This window comes from Amycolatopsis sp. NPDC031561, from assembly GCF_055580625.1.
In genome coordinates this window covers 156,698-174,018 of sequence record NZ_JBVILA010000003.1, presented here as the reverse complement: position 1 = coordinate 174,018, position 17,321 = coordinate 156,698, and the positions used below count along the sequence as shown (strand labels likewise).

The following is a 17,321-nucleotide window of genomic DNA, read 5'->3' as shown; positions in this document are numbered from 1 at the left end:
GGGACTGTTGTTCCCGGCATGGGACCCGCTGGTCGCGTTTCGTCCTCTAGTTGCGGTCCTTGCACGCGCAACTACCGCAACGAGAGGACGAAACGCGGGGTTCTAACCGAGCGCGGCCCGAAGGCGCCGGTCCCGTTCCTCCGGGGTCTGCCGGGGACAACTGGTGCACTTCGGATTTCCCGCTTCGTAGATCAGGCAGCAGGAAGCACGGCGCACCACGGTGTTCCGCCCGACGCGGGAGAACCGCGGCTCCGGCATCCCGAGCCCGATCGCGGTCACGAGCGGGGCCGCGAGCGCGATCGCCCGTTCGGTGTCGCCGGTCCACAGCAGGCGGTTGCCGATCGAATCCGTCGCGATCGCGCCCAGTGCGCGCGGATTCGCCCCCGTGACGTCCGAGATGGTGCCGATCGCCGTGCCCAGTGCCCCGGCGAACGCTTCGCCGAGTTCGGCCAGACCGCCGGAAAGGACCCGTGACGACCGCGCGCCGGTGAAGCGGCCGTCCGGGACGAGATCGATGGTGACGGCGTCGAGCGACGGATCCAACGGCTCACCCCGCACGAGCGACTCGACTGACGGCGCGACGAGGACCGAGGAGAGCGAGTACCACCAGATCGTGCCGAGGACCTCGGGCCGGGAACAGCCGTAGAGCTTGGCGGCGCCGCCGATGCGGGCGCTGACCCAGGCCGCGTCGGCGAGCAGGGTCGCGGGCGCCTCCATCAGGGCACCGGCCGGTACAGCGTGACGCTGAACGACGTGGTGACGTCCACCGCCTCGGCGATCGCGTCGAGCCGCTCGCGGCGTCCGTCGCGATGGAGGTGGTGCGCGCTCGGGCCCATCTCGACGACTTGACGGATCTGGGCGGGAGACAGCGTCACCCGTTCGGTGACATCGCGCCGGTCCACCCGGCCGAAACGCTCGCCGAGGGTTTCCTCCAGCCGCGCGTCCTTGCCACCGTCGACGGAGATCACCAGGTCGCCCAGCTCCCGGAGGTGCCCGGGGTTGGGCGTCGCGACGACCAGCAGCCCGTCGGCGGTCAGGACTCGATGGAACTGCGAGGCGTTACGAGGCGCGAAGACGTTGAGGATCAGCGACGCGCTCGAGTCCGCCACCGGCCAGGGCTCCCACAGATTCCACACGGCCGCGCCCGCGCGCGCGTGGGCGCGAGCGGCCCGGCGCAGGGCGACGGCGGAGACGTCGAGCGCCAGCCCGTGCGCGGCGGGGACGGCGTCGAGCACGTGCGCGAGGTAGTACCCCGTGCCCGCGCCGGCGTCGATGATCAGCCCGTCCTGTACGTGCTCTGAAGCCACCTTCGCGAGGGCGTCGGCGAGAGGGAGATAGACGCCCGAAGCGAGGAGGTCGACGCGAGCCGCGACCATCGGCGCGGTGTCCGCCGTGCCCGCAGGGATGCGCGCGTGGAGAAGATTGACGTAACCCTGCTTCGCTACGTCGAACGAGTGGCCACGTTCACAACGCACCGTGCGCTCGATTGCCCCGACCGGGTCACCGCAGAGCGAACACCGCAGTGACCGGACGATCTCCGGTGGCAGCGGGTGATTGCCGGATGCACGTGCGTTCATGGGGCTATTCGACCACGACGTTTCGCAACCGGACAGAACGCACCAGGTCTGCGGAAACCTGGACGTAACAACGCCGCACGGACAGTTCACGCGGGTGAAACCTGAATCGCCGCCCGAGGAAACACCCCGGCCCAAAAATTCCTGCGCAGTACACCCCAGGCACGGGAGGAAGATTGTGCTGAACGCAGGAGACACGGCATGGGTACTGATCAGCGCCGCGCTGGTCATGCTCATGACACCGGGATTGGCGTTCTTCTACGGCGGCATGGTCCGCGCGAAGAGCGTTTTGAACATGCTGATGATGAACTTCATCGCGCTCGCCGTCGTCGGTGTCCTCTGGACGCTGTACGGCTTCACGATGGCGTTCGGCAACGATATCGGCGGAGGGTTGCTCGGTAACTTCGACTTCGCCGGTCTCTCGAACATCTCCGGCAAACTCGCCGGCTTCGCGACCGCCGCGACCGACACCGCGCCCGAGGTCGCCTGGCCCGGCGCGGACGGGCTGCCGCTGTTCGCCTTCGTGATGTTCCAGCTGATGTTCGCGATCATCACGCCCGCGCTGATCTCCGGCGCCATCGCCGACCGCGCCAAGTTCTGGGGCTGGACGCTGTTCGTCGCGGTGTGGGTGACCATCGTGTACTTCCCGGTGGCGCACTGGGTGTTCTCGTTCAACGGCTTCATCGGCGCCGATTCGGTCGGCGGCTGGATCGCCAACCAGCTCAAGGCGCTCGACTTCGCGGGTGGTACCGCGGTCCACATCAACGCCGGTGCGGCCGGTCTGGCACTGGCGATCGTGCTCGGCAAGCGCAAGGGCTGGCCGAAGGGCACCGGACGTCCGCACAACGTGCCGTTCGTGCTGCTGGGTGCCGCGTTGCTGTGGTTCGGCTGGTACGGCTTCAACGCCGGTTCGTCGCTGGCCGCCAACGACCTCGCCGCCGTCGCGTTCACCAACACCACCGTCGCGACCGCGGCCGCGATCCTCGGCTGGCTGATCATCGAGCAGATCAAGATCGGCAAGCCGACCACGCTGGGCGCCGCTTCCGGTGCCGTCGCGGGGCTCGTCGCGATCACCCCGGCGGCCGGGTTCGTCAGCCCGCTGGGTGCCATCGCCATCGGTCTCATCGCCGGTGCCCTGTGCGCCCTGGCGATCAGCCTCAAGTTCCGCTTCGGTTTCGACGACTCCCTCGACGTCGTCGGCGTCCACCTCGTGGGTGGTCTGGTCGGTACGCTGCTCATCGGCTTCTTCGGCACCACCAGCGTCAACTCGCTCGGCGTCGACGGCCTGTTCTACGGCGGCGGCCTCGGCCAGCTCGGCAAGCAGGCGCTCGCGGCGGCCGTAGTCCTCGGCTACTCGTTCGTGCTCACCTTCGTCATCGGCTGGGTGATCAAGAAGCTCGGCGGGTTCCGCGTCAGCGCGGAGGACGAGGTCAGTGGTATCGATGAGGCCCAGCACGCGGAGAGCGCGTACGACTTCACCGGTTCGGGCGGCGGCCTCGGCCAGCCGACCAGCATCCCGGTCAAGGCGCCCACCGGCAACGCGGCCACGAAACTCGAGGAGAGCAAGGCATGAAGCTGATCACCGCGATCGTCAAGCCGTTCACGCTCGACGACGTCCGTTCCGCGCTGGAACAGCTGGGCGTGCTCGGCATGACGGTCAGCGAGGTGCAGGGCTACGGCAGGCAGAAGGGCCACACCGAGGTCTACCGGGGCGCGGAGTACTCCGTGGACTTCGTGGCGAAGCTGCGGATGGAGGTCGTCACCGACGACTCCAACGTGGAGAAGGTCCTCGACGCGATCACCACGGCCGCCCACACCGGCAAGATCGGTGACGGGAAGATCTGGGTGACGCCGGTGGAGACGGTGATCCGGGTACGAACCGGCGAACGCGGCTCGGACGCCCTATAGGCGTCAGGGATGGCTGACGGGGGTGAGCTGGTCAAGGCCACCGAGCGATTGCTCGAGGGCAGGCACGGGAGGCTGGGGGCGGCCGCGCTGCGGGCGGCCCTGGTCGACCTCTACGAATTCTGGTTGGGCAAGGGCGCCGCGGCGGCCGGCGTAGACACCGCTGTACCCGGTGTCGCGCTGGCCGCCGTGGGCGGCCTGGGGCGCCGGGAACTGGTGCCCTTCTCCGACCTCGACCTGTTGTTGCTGCACAACGGCAACTCCCGCGTCGGTGAGATCGCCGACGCGATCTGGTATCCGTTGTGGGACGCCAAGATCGGCCTCGACCACTCGGTCCGCACACCGGGCGAGGCGCTGAAAGTGGCTTCCGAGGACTTGCGGACCGCGATGGGGCTGCTCGACATCCGCCCTATCGCCGGGGACGCCGAGATCACCGCCAGGCTGGCCGCCGCGGCACGGGACGAGTGGCGTCGGACGGCCAGGAAGCGGGTCGGCGAGCTGTCGGACGCGGTGCGCCAGCGCTGGGCCCGCAGCGGCGAGATCGCCCAGTCCGCCGAGCCGGATCTCAAGCACGGCCGAGGCGGGCTTCGCGACTTCGCCGTCTTGGAAGCGCTGGCGGCGGCACAGCTGACGGCGAGGCCCGGCGAGGAACTGCTGGAGGCCAAGAGCCTGCTGCTCGACGTCCGGACCGAACTGCGCAAGGAACTGCGCCGGGAGCGCGACATCCTCAGCGCGCCGGAGGCCGAGACGGTCGCGGGCGAACTCGGCTTCGGCGACCGGTTCACCTTGGCGCGCAAGCTTTCCGGTGTCGGGCGGACGATCGCGTACGCGGTCGACGTCGCCCTCCGGTCCACTGTGGAACCACCCAAGGCACGGTTCGGCCGGCGGCCGGTGCGGACGCCGCTCGACGAAGGTGTCGTCCTGCACGGCAACGAGGTCGCGCTGGCGCGGGACGCGGTGCCCGCCAAGGATCCGGCGCTGCTGCTGCGGGTCGCCGCCGCGTCGGCCCGGATCCGGAAGCCGATTTCGCACGGCACCCTGCGGGCGCTCGCCGAAACGGCGCCGGAACTGCGCGCGCCGTGGCCCGCCGACGCCCTCAAGGCCTTGGTGGAGCTGCTCGGCGCGGGCGAAGGCCTCGTCGACGCCGTCGAAGCGCTCGATCGGACGGGTCTCTGGGCACGGCTGTTCCCCGAATGGGGTGCGGTGCGGGACCTCCCGCCGAGGTCGCCGGTGCACTCGTGGACCGTCGACCGGCATCTCGTGCGCGCCGCGGTGGAGGCGTCGAAACTGACGACCACCGTTTCACGGCCGGATCTGTTGCTGATCGGCGCGCTGCTGCACGACATCGGCAAGGGCCGGGACGCGGACCATTCCGAACTCGGCGCGAAGATCAGCGCCCAGGTGGTGGCCCGGCTCGGGCTGCCGGAGTCCGACGCGGCGCTGGTGTCGGCGATGGTGCGGCATCACCTGCTGCTCCCGCACACCGCGACACGGCGGGACATCAGCGATCCGGCCACGATCCAGCGGGTGACGAAGACCCTCGACGAGAACCTGGTCCTGCTGGAGCTGCTGCACGCGCTGACGACGGCCGATTCGCTGGCCACCGGACCGGGCGTGTGGACCGACTGGAAGGCCCGCCTGCTCGCCGAGCTCGTGTCCGGTTGCGAAGAGGCGTTGCACGGCAAGGGTTTCCTTCCGCCGGAGCCGATGGGCGCCGAGCAACGGGAACTCGTCGCCGAGGCCGTCGCGTCCGGCCGCGGCGAGGTGCGGATCACCGCCGCGGGCAAGGTCGTGACCGTGGTGCTCGCGGTCCCGGCCCGCGCCGAACTGCTGGCTCCCGCTGCCGGCGTGCTCGCGCTGAACTCGCTGGAGGTCCACGCGGCGGTGCTGCGCGGGCACGACGGGGGACGGGCGGGGGTGTTCACCGCGTCGCCGAAGTTCGGCTCGCTGCCCGACGTCACGTTGCTGCGTGAGCAGTTCGCCAGGGCGGTGGCCGGGACGATGCCGCTGACCCAGCGGCTCGCGGCGAAGGAACGGGACTACGGCGAGACTCCTACCGCGAACGCGAAGGTGATCTGGTTCGACGACGAGACCAGCGGGCAGGACACGGTCGTGGTCGAGCTGCGGGCCGCGAACCGGATCGGGCTCCTGTACCGGGTCGCGGGCGCGCTGCGGCGCTGCGAGGCCGAGGTGCGCTGGGCGAAGGTGGCCACCCTCGGCGGCGCGGTCGTCGACTCGTTCGCCGTCGCGCCGCGGACCGGCCGGGTCGACCAGGCGTGGCGGTCGAAGATCGAAGCCGCGCTGCTGGCCGCGGCTTCCTGACCGGGAAGTGGTGACGACTTCTTTATTCGTGCTGTGATCCGGCCCGTGCCACGAATCCATCTACATCGGACCCCTTGCCGGACAAGGGTTTCCGGTTTCGGAACGGCGCCTTCCGGTTACCGCGTGCACGGTGAACGGGGTGTCGCGCGGATGGCGGAGGGTAGCGGTGGCAGGATGTGCGCGGTCGAGACCCGAAGGATCGCAGAAGGCGGTGAGCGCGTGCTGGGTCACGAGCAGAACCCGCCAGGGCCGCAGCGGCTCACGCTGCCGCCGACCGTCGTCGCCTCCCACTTCCGGGCCTGCGCGGACGACCTCGCCGTCTCGCTGACCGCGTCCGGTACCGCCGCGACCGTGCCCGAACTGCTCAAGGTGGTGCGGCACCTCGTCGCGGGCCAGCAGGCCTTGGCCATCGCGCTCGAGGGCATGGCGGGCCGGGTCGAGGTCGGGGGAGAAGGTGTGCTGGCCACCGCCAGGACGATCGACGTCGAGGTCGTCGCGGAAGTACTCCGAGCGGCCGCCACCGCTGTCGACTGTTCGGCCGAAGCACTCGCCGAATCACGTCCGTCATTCGAATGTGTGAGCGAATCAGTCGCCCCTGACACCCGTTTGTAGCTGTCCCGCCGCTTCGGCCCGTGGATACGCTGACCAGGCGGAGGTGGGCCATGCGGGCGGTGTGGAAAGGCACGATCGGATTCGGGACCTACGCCATCCCGGTGAAGGCGTACAGCGCGACCGAAGAGCACAACGTCCCCCTCCACCAGGTGCACGAGCCGGACGGCGGCCGGGTGCGGGTGAAGTGGGTCTGCGAGGTCGACGGCGCCGAGGTGCCCGCGGCCGAGATCGCCAAGGGACACCCCGTTCCCAACGGCGACGTCGTCCTGCTGACCGGCGGTGACTTCGCTTCGTTGCTCGCGCCGACCACCCAGTCGATGGACGTCGTCGGCTTCACCCCGGCCGAGCAGGTCGACTCGATGTACTTCGCGCGCAGCTACTACCTCGAACCCGAGCCCTCGGGTACCAAGCCGTACGTGCTGTTGAGCGAGGCGCTGCAGCAGTCCGGGCGGATCGCGATCGTGAAGGTGACGCTGAGGCAGCGCGAAACGCTGGGCGCGCTGCGCGTGCGGGACCAGGTGATCCTGCTCGAGACGATGCTGTGGCCCGACGAGATCCGGCGGCCCGACTTCCCGTTCCTGCACGAGGACGTCGACCTGCGGCGCGGGGAACTGCGGAACGCGGTCTCGTTGATCGAAGACCTCACGCAGGACTTCGACCCCGGCCGGTACACCGATCGCTACCGGGAAGCGCTCGAAGCGCTCATCCAGGCCAAGCTGGACGGCGACGACGTCCTCCAGCCGACCGCCGCCGAACAGGCGGAGGGCGTGACGCGGCTGCTGGCGGCTCTGCAGCGAAGCGCGGTCGAGGCCGACCGCGCGCCCGTCGAGAAGGCCAAGGAAGCGGCGGACAAGGCACGTCAGGCGCGGACGCGGGCGAAGAGGGCTTCGTCGGCGTCGTCGGCCAAGACCAGTTGAGTAGTTCTACCCAGGGGTAGTTGGGGGTCTTCACGCTGCCGTGACCCCGCGGTGACCGGGCATTGTTATGCCATCGCGCGGCGAGAGCGCGGGCAGCGAATCGCCTGGTACTGGGGGTCCGGCGATACGAAGTCCCGCGAAGCTCGCCAAGTGTGCTTACGGTCGGCTCGCGGGGAGGCGAGCCTTCCGTAGGGGCTCCGGTACCGGTCCGCGAGGGGCGATCGGTCCCGGAGCCCTGTTTTGCGTTAGAACTGTGGACATGGACGAGGCGTGGCCCGCTTGCGGCGTCGAGGATTGCCGTGGCGTGCGCATCGGTGACTTCGGGAGCTGCTTGACGCATCTCGAAGCCGGACGACAGGACCAGTACTTCGCCGGTCTCGCCACCGGTTCGGTTGTCGACCTGCGGGGCACGGCCTTGTCCGGAGACCTTCTCGGCCGTCTTGTCGACGCGGTGAAGACGGCGTTCGGCAGCGCGAATTTCGAACAGACGAGGTTCGAGGCCGTCGTCCCGTTCGATGCCACCTCGTTCGGTATGGCTACCTCCTTTCGCAAGGCGTCCTTCGCCGACACCGCGTGGTTTCAAGAGGCTCGTTTTCCCATGGTGGACTTCAGCGGCTCGGAATTCCTCGGTGACGTGAGATTCGACGGAGCCCTGTTCGGCGATGCGCTGTTCGAAGGCACGACCTTCCACCGGCACGCCCGGTTCGACGGTGCCACCTTCGATCAGCGCGCCGATTTTCAGAGCGCGGCCTTCGGAGGGAGGGTGTCGTTCCGGGCGACCACGTTCAACGGCGAAGCCTGGTTCGTCACTGATGGAGGCTTCAGTGACGACGCCCGATTCGACGAAGCCGATTTCCGCGAGCGGGCGAATTTCGACGTGCAGGTGTTCAAGGGAACCGCGAGTTTCGCTCGGGCGAAGTTCAAGAAGGAAGCCAGGTTCGAGGGAGCGATCTTCTTCCGGCGCGCGGGATTCGAGAACGCGGAGTTCGACGGCGAAGCGACATTCAGGGAAGCGCGGGCAAGCCACACCCTGAGCTTCGCCGGAGCGGATTTCGGGGCCGCCGAGCACATCGGCCCGCTCAGCGCGAAGACGCTGAGCTTCAAACACGCGAACTTTCGCAGACGAGTGCTCATCGAGGGCGACTCGCCCGAGACGGACTACGCCGAGGCGACCTTCGAAGGTGGAGCCGGTCTCGGCGTCATTTCCGGACAGGCGGATCTCGAGGACGCGGTGTTCGGCAAACCCTCGACCGTCATCGGGGTGGCCGCGGCCTCGGTGACGTCGGTCCGCGGAGTGGACGTCGCCGACTTGGTGCTCACCGACATCGACCTCTTCCGGTGTCTGTTCGCCGGAGCCCATCACCTGGACAAACTGCGCCTGGAAGGCGACTGCCGGTTCGCCACCAGACGAAGACGTCAGGTCCTCGCCGAGGAACAGGCGTGGCGACGCGACCGGAACGCTCCCGTCGGCCCCCGCCGCATCGCCGACCTCTACCGCCAGCTCCGCAAGGCGCAGGAGGACAGCAAGAACGAACCCGGCGCCGCCGACTTCTACTACGGCGAGATGGAGATGCGCCGCCACAGCCCGGCCACCCCGTGGTCCGAGCGCGCCATCCTCCACCTGTACTGGCTCATCTCCGGTTACGGCCTTCGCGCCCTCAGAGCCCTCACGACCCTGGCGGTCCTTGTCGTCCTGGCCAGCGTCGGATTCCGGCTAGGCGGCTTCAAGACCACGCCCGCCTTCGGGGACACCCTCATCTATGTCGCCCAGAGCACCGTTTCGCTGGAAACGAAACTGACGTCGCTGCCCAAGGAGCTGACGCCGTTCGGCGAGGTCGTGCGGCTGGTCATGCGCGTCCTCGGGCCCCTGCTGCTCGGCCTGACCCTGCTGGCCGTCCGCAACCGCGTCAAACGCTGACCCCGGACACCGACTACCCTGGGAAGCCGCCGGTTCGTACCGGCACGCCACAACGACCCAGCTGGAGCGTGCACACCCGTGTTCGACACCCTCTCCGATCGGCTCACGTCCGCCCTGCAGACCCTGTCTCGCAAGGGCAGGCTCTCCGACGCCGACATCGACGCCACCGCGCGCGAGATCCGTATCGCGCTGCTCGAGGCGGATGTCGCGCTGTCGGTGGTCAAGGACTTCATCGCCCGGATCAAGGAACGCGCCAAGGGTGCCGAGGTGCACGGCGCGCTGAATCCGGCGCAGCAGGTCATCAAGATCGTCAACGAGGAACTCGTCACCATCCTCGGCGGCGAGACCAGGCGGCTCACGTTCGCGAAGAACCCGCCGACGGTGATCATGCTCGCGGGTCTGCAGGGTGCCGGTAAGACCACCCTCGCCGGAAAGCTCGCGCTCTGGCTGAAGAAGCAGGGCCACGCGCCGCTGCTGGTCGCCTGTGACCTCCAGCGTCCCAACGCGGTCACCCAGCTGCAGGTCGTCGGCGAGCGGGCCGGGGTCACCACGTTCGCGCCCGAGCCCGGCAACGGCGTCGGCGACCCGGTCGACGTCGCCCGCCGCGCCATCGACGAAGCCAAGCGCGCCCAGCACGACATCGTCCTCGTCGACACCGCCGGCCGTCTCGGCGTCGACGAAGAGCTGATGAAGCAGGCCGCGGACATCCGCGACGCCGTTTCGCCGGACGAGACGCTGTTCGTCGTCGACGCGATGATCGGTCAGGACGCGGTCACCACGGCCGAGGCGTTCCGCGACGGCGTCGGGTTCACCGGTGTCGTGCTCACCAAGCTCGACGGTGACGCCCGCGGTGGTGCCGCGCTGTCGGTCCGCCAGGTCACCGGCCAGCCGATCCTGTTCGCGTCCAACGGTGAGAAGCTCGAGGACTTCGACCTCTTCCACCCGGACCGGATGGCCAGCCGGATCCTCGGCATGGGCGACGTGCTCAGCCTCATCGAGCAGGCCGAACAGCATTTCGACCAGGAGAAGGCCGAGCAGACCGCGGCCAAGCTCGGCAGCGGCCAGCTCACCCTCGAAGACTTCCTCGAGCAGATGCTCGCGGTCCGCAAGATGGGCCCGATCGGCAACCTGCTCGGCATGCTGCCCGGCGCCGGGCAGATGAAGGACCAGCTCGCCCAGGTCGACGACAAGCAACTCGACAAGCTGCAGGCGATCATCCGCGGGATGACCCCCGCCGAGCGCGACGACCCTAAGATCATCAACGCCTCCCGCCGGATCCGGATCTCCAAGGGCTCGGGCGTCACCATCCGCGACGTCAACGACCTGGTCAACCGGTTCTTCGAGGCGCGCAAGATGATGGCGCAGATGGCCGGCCGGTTCGGCTTCGGCGGCGCGGGCGGCGGAAGCAAGAACCGCAAGGGCAAGAAGGGGAAGAAGGGCAAGGGGCGCGGCCCGACGCAGCCCAAGGTCCGCGGCGGCTTCCCCGGCGGCATGCCGATGCTGCCCCCGGGCGGGATGCCCGGCGGCCCCGGTGGCGGGATGCCCGACCTCTCCCAACTCGGCGGGATGAACGACGTACCGGGCTTCGACCCCAAGAAGTTCAAGTTCCCGAAGGACAAGTAGCCGTGGAGGCTCTGCATCTGGCGGGCGTCGTCCTGCCGGACGGCGAGCACCGTGAGCTGTGGATCACCGGCGGCCGCGTCAGCACCGAACCGGTCGCCGGTGCGGAAACCGTTGTCCGGGAAGGCTTTCTCGTTCCCGGACTGGTCGACGCGCACTGCCACCCCGGCATCGGGGTCGGCGGGGCGACCACCCTCGAAGAGGCCGCCGAGCAGGCGATCGTCGACCGCGACGCCGGGACGCTGCTGATCCGCGACTGCGGGCTGCCGATCGACGTCCGGCCGCTGCAGGCCCGAGCCGAGCTGCCGCGGATCATCCGCGCCGGACGGCATCTCGCCCTGCGCAAGCGCTACATCCCCGGCCTCGGCATCGAACTCGAAGACCCGTCCGAGCTGCCGAAGGCGGTCGCCGAACAGGCCCGTGACGGCGACGGCTGGGTGAAGCTCGTCGGGGACTGGATCGACCGCGGCGTCGGCGACCTCGCGCCCCTGTGGCCTGACGACGTCCTCGCCGAGGCCATCGCCGTCGCGCACGCAGAGGGCGCCAAGGTGACGGCGCACGTCTTCGGCCAGGCCGCGTTGCCGGGACTGATCAACGCGGGCATCGACTGCCTCGAACACGGCACGGAACTCTCGCCGGACCAGCTGGGCATCCTGGCCGAACGCGGGATCGCGCTCGTGCCGACGCTGATCAACATCGAGAACTTCCCCGGTATCGCCGAAAAAGCGGGCAAGTACCCGGTGTACGCCGACCACATGCGCGCGCTGCACGCCGGCGTCGGCGAGATGGTCTCGACGGCGATCGAGGCGGGCGTCCGGGTGTACGCCGGCAGTGACGCGGGCGGCATGGTCGAGCACGGCAGGCTCGTCGACGAGATCGAGGCGCTGCACAAGGCGGGCATGTCCGCCGAGCAGGCGCTGGCTTCGGCTTCGTGGGCGGCCCGCGAGTGGCTCGGCGTACCCGGGATCGTCGACGGCGCTTCGGCCGATCTGCTCGTCTACCCGTCCGACCCGCGCGAAGATCTCGCGGTGCTCCGGCATCCGAGTCACATCGTGTTGCGTGGCAAGATCTACGCCTGACCCGACTCCATCCGTGACCGGAGCGGCACTTAGCGTGGAGGCGTGGTGGACGACGGGCAGGCTCGCGAGCGTCTGGTGCTCGGAGCGCACTGGGGGTTCGTAGCGTTTTTCGCGGGCATCGCCGGATACCACCTCGTCACGCTCGTCATGAGCTTCGTGATGTCAGGTCGCTTCGGCGGTTACGACCCTCTCGAACTCCGTGACGTCGGCCCGCTGCTGATCCTCGCGTTCCTGCCGACCCTCGTACTCGGTCTCGGCCCCGTGATCGGCTCGCAGCACTGGGGACGGGGACTCCGCACGGATTTCGGGCTCAAGCCCACCTGGCGCGACGTCCGGATCGGCCTCGCCTGCGGAGCGGCCGCGCTCGCCGCCGGGTACCTCCTCAACCTGCTCCTGCTGGCCGTCTACGGGACCGACGGCGCCGACAGGACCATTTCCGACGTCTCGCCCGGGCCGATCACCGAGCTGTCCGGAACCACCGAAGGCGACACCGTCTGGCTGGTACTGGCCGCGGTCATCGTCGTCCTCGCCGCTCCGGTCACCGAGGAACTGCTCTTCCGCGGCACGCTCTGGAACGCGATGGGCTTCCACCGCCTGCCCTCGTGGGTGATCCTGCTGGTCACCGCGCTGGTGTTCGCCCAGTTGCACGGGGAGGCCGCGCGCACCATCGCGCTGTTCGGCCAGGGGATCGCGATCGGCCTGGCCCGCTATCTCTCCGGCAGGGTGAGCGCGGCGGTGATCGCGCACGCGGCCAACAACCTCCCACCGGCTGTATTGCTCTTCGCGGCGAGGTGATCGCCGGTCCTGGCGGCTAGAGTCTGTGAGTAACCGAACGATCACCGGAGGATCGGCGTGACCGTATCTCAGCCCAGGGAGCCGATCCCCGAGGCCGCGCCGCCGGACGAACTCGCTGCCGGAGGTGAGGTGGCCGCCCCCGGTACGCCACTGCCGCATCGTTGGGGATTCGGGGCCTTCCTCCTGGTGGAGGCCGTTCTCCTCGCTTCGGCGGCGTTCATCAGCGTCCTGCTCGGCGACGTCCAGCCCGGTCAGCCGTTGCCGATGCGCATGGTGCTGCTGGGCACGATGGTGCCGACGATGGTCGCGGCCGGGGTCGCGCTGCTGATCACCCGGCTCCGCGGCAACGGCCCGTTCGCCGATCTCCGGATCGGCTGGAGCTGGGCCGACGTCAAGGTCGGGCTCAAGCTCGGGGTTCTCGGGCTCGGGTTCACCTCGCTCGCGGCCTGGGCCTGGACGCAGGTCGTGGGCAACGAGAACGCGACGTCGGCGATCAGCGCGCTCGTCGAGGACCGCCGGATGTCGGTGTCGGCGGCCGTCGTCATGTTCATCTACCTGTGGCTGGTCGGGCCGATCTGCGAGGAGATCATCTACCGCGGTCTCCTGTGGGGCGCCGTCGAGCGGTTGCAGTGGCGCACCGAACGCTGGGGGAGGATCGCGGCGTTCCTGGTCTCCACGGCCGTTTTCGCGGCGAGCCACCTCGAGCCGCTGCGCACCACGTTGCTGCTGGTGATCGCGATCCCGATCGGGCTCGCCAGGGTGTTCACCGGGCGATTGCTCGGCAGCGTGGTCGCCCACCAGGTGAACAACTTCCTCCCGGCCGTGACGATCCTGCTCGCCTCGCTTGGGATAGCCGCGTTCTGACGGCCGTCCGGCGTCTGGCAGAATGTACGCTTGCCTGCTTTGGCCGGACCCTCTCACCGCGCCCGAGCTCCGGACCTTCGGGTGTGCGTAGCCGTTCCCCACTCGGCTCTCGTACGCCTTCCACATGCATCAGAGAGAACTGAGGAGTACCCACACCCGTGGCCGTCAAGATCAAGCTTCAGCGTCTCGGCAAGATCCGTGCGCCGTACTACCGCATCATCGTCGCCGACGCGCGCACCCGCCGTGATGGCAAGGCCATCGAGACGATCGGCAAGTACCACCCGAAGGAAGAGCCGAGCTTCATCGAGGTCGACACCGAGCGGGCCCAGCACTGGCTGTCCGTCGGTGCCCAGCCGACCGAGCCGGTCCAGCGCATCCTCGAGATCACCGGTGACTGGCAGAAGTTCAAGGGCCTGCCGGGCGCCGAGGGCACCCTGAAGGTCGCCGAGCCGAAGCCGTCGAAGCAGGACCTGTTCAACGCCGCGCTCGCCGCCGCCGGTGACTCGGCCTCCGCCGAGGCCACCACGCCGAAGAAGAAGTCCGCCCCGAAGAAGGCCGAAGCCGACAAGGCCGAGGCCGCCGAGGGTGACAAGGCCGAGGCGTGAGTTTCCTCGCTGACTCCCTCGAGCACCTGGTGCGCGGGATCGTCGACAACCCGGACGAGGTCCGGGTCGAGCTGCTGACCACACGCCGTGGCCGGACGCTCGAGGTGCACGTGCACCCCGACGACCTCGGCAAGGTGATCGGCCGGGGCGGTCGTACCGCGACCGCCCTGCGCACCGTCATGGGCGGCATCGGTGGCCGCGGCGTCCGCGTGGACGTCGTCGACACCGATCGCTGACCAAGGACACAGGAAACGCAGGAACACACCGGGATGGACGTCGTAGTCGGCCGTATCGCCAAGGCACACGGAATCCGCGGGGAACTCGCGGTGGACGTGCGCACGGACTCGCCGGAACAGCGGTTCGCCGTCGGTTCGGCCGTCATGACGAAGCTGCGTGACGGCAGCAGCCGGAATCTCACCATCGCAGCCGCCCGCGAACACAGCGGGCGGCTGCTGGTGCGTTTCGAAGAGGTGCTGACCAGGGACGTCGCGGAGACCCTCCGCGGCGCGCTCCTGATCGCCGACACCTCGACGCTGCCGCCCACCGAAGACCCCGACGAGTTCTACGACCACGAACTCGAAGGCCTGCGGGCCGAACTCACCGACGGCACGCTCGTCGGCAAGGTGCTCGAAATCGTGCACTCGCCCGCCGGGGAACTGCTGTCGATCGAGCACGACGGACGCGAGGTGCTGGTGCCGTTCGTGAAGGCGATCGTCCCGGCGGTCGACGTCGCGGGCGGCCGCGTGGTCCTCGACCCGCCGGAAGGCCTGCTGGACGCCTGATGCGCCTCGACGTCGTCACGATCTTCCCCGAATACCTCGACCCGCTCCGCGCCGCGCTGCTCGGGCGCGCGATCGACCGCGGCCTCATCGAGGTCGGCGTGCACGACCTGCGGGACTGGACGCACGACGTCCACCGCGCGGTCGACGACGCCCCGTACGGCGGCGGGCCCGGCATGGTGATGAAACCGCAGGTCTGGGGCCCCGCCCTGGACGAGGTCTGCGGCGAGAACACCCGGCTCGTGGTCCCCACCCCCGCCGGACGGCCGTTCACCCAGGCCATGGCCCACCAGTACGCCGCCGAGGAGCACCTGGTGTTCGCGTGCGGCCGCTACGAGGGCATCGACCAGCGGGTGATCGACGACGCCGCGAAGCGGATGCCCGTCGACGAGGTCTCGATCGGCGACTACGTGCTGGTCGGCGGCGAGGCCGCGGTGCTGGTGATGGTCGAGGCCGTCGTCCGGCTGCTGCCGGGCGTGCTCGGGAACGCCCGCTCCGCCGAGGAGGACTCGTTCTCCGACGGCCTGCTCGAAGGCCCCAGCTACACGCGGCCCGAGGTCTGGCGCGACCTGGCCGTGCCGGACGTCCTGCGCTCGGGCAACCACGCGCTGATCGACCGCTGGCGCCGCGACCAGGCGCTGGAACGCACCGTGCGGCGCAGGCCGGAACTGATCGGCCGGCTGCCGGAAGGTAGTCTCGACAAGCACGATCTCAAGGTCCTCGACCGGTTGGACGAGGGCACCGGCCAGGCCGGGTCAACCACCTGAGTCCTGGTCTGCAATACTTGACAGGTTGGCGTGAGCAGACGCGCGAAACTTTACTCCCGGGTTCGCCGGTAGTAAAAGGTCACGCGGTCGGCCGGAACGCCATCAGCCCCCGGGTAGGTCGCAGTGCCCGACACTGCGCGCCCAAGCTGCACGTAAGCCATACGAAGACGAGGACGGACCACCGATGAACACCCTGGACGCGCTGGACGCGCAGTCACTGCGTTCCGACATCCCGGACTTCCGACCGGGCGACACGCTCAAGGTTCACGTCCGCGTCATCGAGGGCAACCGCGAGCGTAACCAGATCTTCCAGGGCGTCGTGCTGCGTCGCCAGGGCGGCGGCATCCGCGAGACCTTCACGGTCCGCAAGGTGTCGTTCGGCATCGGCGTGGAGCGCACCTTCCCGGTGCACTCGCCGAACATCGCCGAGGTCGAGGTCTTCAAGCGCGGCGACGTCCGCCGCGCGAAGCTGTACTACCTCCGCGAGCTGCGCGGCAAGGCCGCCAAGATCAAGGAACGCCGCGAAAACCGCGAGACGACCTCCGCCAAGTAGGTAGCCGCACGGTTACAGGTAACCTGGCGTCGTGGTCGAACCCGTGTCCCAGAACACCTCCGAAGATGAGCCCGATCGTCCCGACGAGGAGCGCCCTACCAGGGCCTCCCGACGGGGCCGATCCGGATCCAAGAAATTCGGCAAGGTCAACAAGAAGCGGTCGTTCTGGAAGGAACTGCCGATCCTGATCGTCGTCGCCCTCGTGCTGACGATCTTGATCCAGCAGTTCCTCGCCAAGGTCTACATGATCCCCTCGGGATCGATGGAGACCACCTTGCACGGCTGCGCGGGATGTACGGGCGACCGGATCCTGGTCGACCGGATCACGTACGACTTCAGTGATCCCGGCCCGGGCGACGTGGTGGTCTTCAAGGGACCGCCCGCGTGGGCCGGCGAGATCCAGACGGAAGAGTCCAGCAACATCTTCGTCACCGGCTTCCGCGCGCTGGGATCCTTGATCGGGTTCGCGCCGCCGGACGAGCGTGACTTCGTCAAGCGGATCATCGCGGTCGGCGGCCAGACGGTGCAGTGTTGCGACAACAACCGCGTCGTCGTGGACGGCAAGGCTCTCGACGAGCCGTACGTCCACTGGGAAGAGGGCATGCCGCCCACCGAGAAGACCTTCGAGCCGGTCAAGGTGCCTGCCGGATACGTCTGGGTGATGGGCGACAACCGCAACAACTCGAGCGACTCCCGGTTCCAGGGCGGTGGCGGCGTGAACGGTGCCGTCCCGGTGGACAACATCATCGGCAAGGCGCGGATCATCGTGCTCCCGCCGGGCCGCTGGGGTGGCGTTTCGGACCACAATCCGCAGGCGAACGCGCAGCCGCTGGCACTGGGCGCGCCCGCCTGGCAGCAGGGGCTTCCCCTGGGTGTCGGCGTCGCCGCGGCGTGGCCCGTGGTCTTCTTCGGCAGGCGGATGACGTCCGGAGTGCGCAAGGCGGTCGACCGGAGGCGGTAAGGCCTTGAGAGTTCCTGTACCGCTCACACCGGCCGAGCCGCTTCGGCCGC

The 17,321-nt window shown here is 69.0% G+C and carries 18 protein-coding genes; 16 read left to right on the top strand and 2 right to left on the bottom strand.

Going from position 1 to position 17,321, the window contains the following annotated elements:
- Positions 1 to 102: 102 nt before the first annotated feature.
- Positions 103 to 717 carry a (2Fe-2S)-binding protein gene (locus tag ACZ5IK_RS09955; protein WP_465487379.1) on the bottom strand — a complete coding sequence of 205 codons (615 nt, stop codon included), beginning with the start codon at positions 715 to 717 and terminating at the stop codon, positions 103 to 105.
- Positions 717 to 1,577 carry a putative RNA methyltransferase gene (locus tag ACZ5IK_RS09950; protein WP_465487378.1) on the bottom strand — a complete coding sequence of 287 codons (861 nt, stop codon included), beginning with the start codon at positions 1,575 to 1,577 and terminating at the stop codon, positions 717 to 719. Before ACZ5IK_RS09950 ends, ACZ5IK_RS09955 begins: the two co-directional genes overlap by 1 nt.
- Before the next feature lie 175 nt (positions 1,578 to 1,752).
- On the opposite strand from ACZ5IK_RS09950, the gene ACZ5IK_RS09945 reads away from it, so the two are divergent.
- The 16 genes from ACZ5IK_RS09945 (at position 1,753) to lepB (ending at position 17,271) form a co-directional block, all read left to right on the top strand.
- The gene (locus ACZ5IK_RS09945) at positions 1,753 to 3,147 is read left to right on the top strand and encodes an ammonium transporter (RefSeq protein ID WP_168214376.1); all 1,395 of its coding nucleotides are present in this window, start codon (positions 1,753 to 1,755) and stop codon (positions 3,145 to 3,147) included.
- The gene (locus ACZ5IK_RS09940; protein ID WP_465487377.1) at positions 3,144 to 3,482 is read left to right on the top strand and encodes a P-II family nitrogen regulator; all 339 of its coding nucleotides are present in this window, start codon (positions 3,144 to 3,146) and stop codon (positions 3,480 to 3,482) included. The genes ACZ5IK_RS09945 and ACZ5IK_RS09940 overlap by 4 nt, the downstream gene beginning before the upstream one ends.
- A gap of 9 nt (positions 3,483 to 3,491) precedes the next feature.
- A complete protein-coding gene (locus tag ACZ5IK_RS09935; RefSeq protein ID WP_465487376.1) occupies positions 3,492 to 5,801 on the top strand; it encodes a [protein-PII] uridylyltransferase in 2,310 nt (769 codons plus the stop codon).
- 150 nt (positions 5,802 to 5,951) lie between these two features.
- Complete coding sequence (locus ACZ5IK_RS09930) at positions 5,952 to 6,413, top strand: hypothetical protein (protein ID WP_465487375.1); 462 nt, start codon at positions 5,952 to 5,954, stop codon at positions 6,411 to 6,413.
- A gap of 50 nt (positions 6,414 to 6,463) precedes the next feature.
- Positions 6,464 to 7,330, top strand: a complete 867-nt coding sequence (gene ku / locus ACZ5IK_RS09925) for a non-homologous end joining protein Ku (RefSeq protein ID WP_410664296.1) — start codon at positions 6,464 to 6,466, stop codon at positions 7,328 to 7,330.
- 259 nt (positions 7,331 to 7,589) lie between these two features.
- Complete coding sequence (locus ACZ5IK_RS09920; RefSeq protein WP_465487374.1) at positions 7,590 to 9,248, top strand: pentapeptide repeat-containing protein; 1,659 nt, start codon at positions 7,590 to 7,592, stop codon at positions 9,246 to 9,248.
- 78 nt (positions 9,249 to 9,326) lie between these two features.
- Positions 9,327 to 10,871 (top strand): signal recognition particle protein, encoded by a 1,545-nt coding sequence (gene ffh, locus ACZ5IK_RS09915; protein ID WP_465487373.1) that lies wholly within the window; start codon positions 9,327 to 9,329, stop codon positions 10,869 to 10,871.
- 2 nt (positions 10,872 to 10,873) lie between these two features.
- Positions 10,874 to 11,947, top strand: a complete 1,074-nt coding sequence (locus tag ACZ5IK_RS09910; RefSeq protein ID WP_465487372.1) for an amidohydrolase family protein — start codon at positions 10,874 to 10,876, stop codon at positions 11,945 to 11,947.
- A gap of 45 nt (positions 11,948 to 11,992) precedes the next feature.
- Positions 11,993 to 12,742 carry a lysostaphin resistance A-like protein gene (locus ACZ5IK_RS09905; protein WP_465487648.1) on the top strand — a complete coding sequence of 250 codons (750 nt, stop codon included), beginning with the start codon at positions 11,993 to 11,995 and terminating at the stop codon, positions 12,740 to 12,742.
- Between the two features lie 57 nt (positions 12,743 to 12,799).
- On the top strand, positions 12,800 to 13,606 hold the full coding sequence (locus ACZ5IK_RS09900) for a CPBP family intramembrane glutamic endopeptidase (RefSeq protein ID WP_101609652.1): 807 nt from the start codon (positions 12,800 to 12,802) through the stop codon (positions 13,604 to 13,606).
- A 158-nt stretch (positions 13,607 to 13,764) separates the two neighbouring features.
- Entirely contained in the window at positions 13,765 to 14,211 is a 447-nt protein-coding gene (gene rpsP, locus ACZ5IK_RS09895) for a 30S ribosomal protein S16 (protein WP_005154724.1), read from the top strand.
- The gene (locus tag ACZ5IK_RS09890) at positions 14,208 to 14,447 is read left to right on the top strand and encodes an RNA-binding protein (RefSeq protein ID WP_003103110.1); all 240 of its coding nucleotides are present in this window, start codon (positions 14,208 to 14,210) and stop codon (positions 14,445 to 14,447) included. The genes rpsP and ACZ5IK_RS09890 overlap by 4 nt, the downstream gene beginning before the upstream one ends.
- Before the next feature lie 33 nt (positions 14,448 to 14,480).
- Positions 14,481 to 14,993: a ribosome maturation factor RimM gene (rimM, locus tag ACZ5IK_RS09885; protein WP_465487371.1), complete on the top strand. Its 513-nt coding sequence runs from the start codon at positions 14,481 to 14,483 to the stop codon at positions 14,991 to 14,993.
- Positions 14,993 to 15,757, top strand: a complete 765-nt coding sequence (gene trmD / locus ACZ5IK_RS09880; protein WP_465487370.1) for a tRNA (guanosine(37)-N1)-methyltransferase TrmD — start codon at positions 14,993 to 14,995, stop codon at positions 15,755 to 15,757. The genes rimM and trmD overlap by 1 nt, the downstream gene beginning before the upstream one ends.
- 184 nt (positions 15,758 to 15,941) lie before the next feature.
- The gene (gene rplS, locus ACZ5IK_RS09875) at positions 15,942 to 16,310 is read left to right on the top strand and encodes a 50S ribosomal protein L19 (RefSeq protein WP_005154717.1); all 369 of its coding nucleotides are present in this window, start codon (positions 15,942 to 15,944) and stop codon (positions 16,308 to 16,310) included.
- A gap of 31 nt (positions 16,311 to 16,341) precedes the next feature.
- Complete coding sequence (lepB, locus tag ACZ5IK_RS09870; protein WP_465487369.1) at positions 16,342 to 17,271, top strand: signal peptidase I; 930 nt, start codon at positions 16,342 to 16,344, stop codon at positions 17,269 to 17,271.
- Positions 17,272 to 17,321 lie beyond the last annotated feature (50 nt).

Excerpts from the sequence above, each read along its gene's own strand:
- ACZ5IK_RS09955 (WP_465487379.1), bottom strand. The coding sequence starts at position 717 with ATGGAGGCGCCCGCGACCCTGCTCGCCGACGCGGCCTGGGTCAGCGCC.
- ACZ5IK_RS09950 (WP_465487378.1), bottom strand. The coding sequence starts at position 1,577 with ATGAACGCACGTGCATCCGGCAATCACCCGCTGCCACCGGAGATCGTC.
- ACZ5IK_RS09940 (WP_465487377.1), top strand. The coding sequence starts at position 3,144 with ATGAAGCTGATCACCGCGATCGTCAAGCCGTTCACGCTCGACGACGTC.
- ACZ5IK_RS09935 (WP_465487376.1), top strand. The coding sequence starts at position 3,492 with ATGGCTGACGGGGGTGAGCTGGTCAAGGCCACCGAGCGATTGCTCGAG.
- ACZ5IK_RS09930 (WP_465487375.1), top strand. The coding sequence starts at position 5,952 with ATGGCGGAGGGTAGCGGTGGCAGGATGTGCGCGGTCGAGACCCGAAGG.
- ku (WP_410664296.1), top strand. The coding sequence starts at position 6,464 with ATGCGGGCGGTGTGGAAAGGCACGATCGGATTCGGGACCTACGCCATC.
- ACZ5IK_RS09920 (WP_465487374.1), top strand. The coding sequence starts at position 7,590 with ATGGACGAGGCGTGGCCCGCTTGCGGCGTCGAGGATTGCCGTGGCGTG.
- rimM (WP_465487371.1), top strand. The coding sequence starts at position 14,481 with ATGGACGTCGTAGTCGGCCGTATCGCCAAGGCACACGGAATCCGCGGG.
- trmD (WP_465487370.1), top strand. The coding sequence starts at position 14,993 with ATGCGCCTCGACGTCGTCACGATCTTCCCCGAATACCTCGACCCGCTC.
- rplS (WP_005154717.1), top strand. The coding sequence starts at position 15,942 with ATGAACACCCTGGACGCGCTGGACGCGCAGTCACTGCGTTCCGACATC.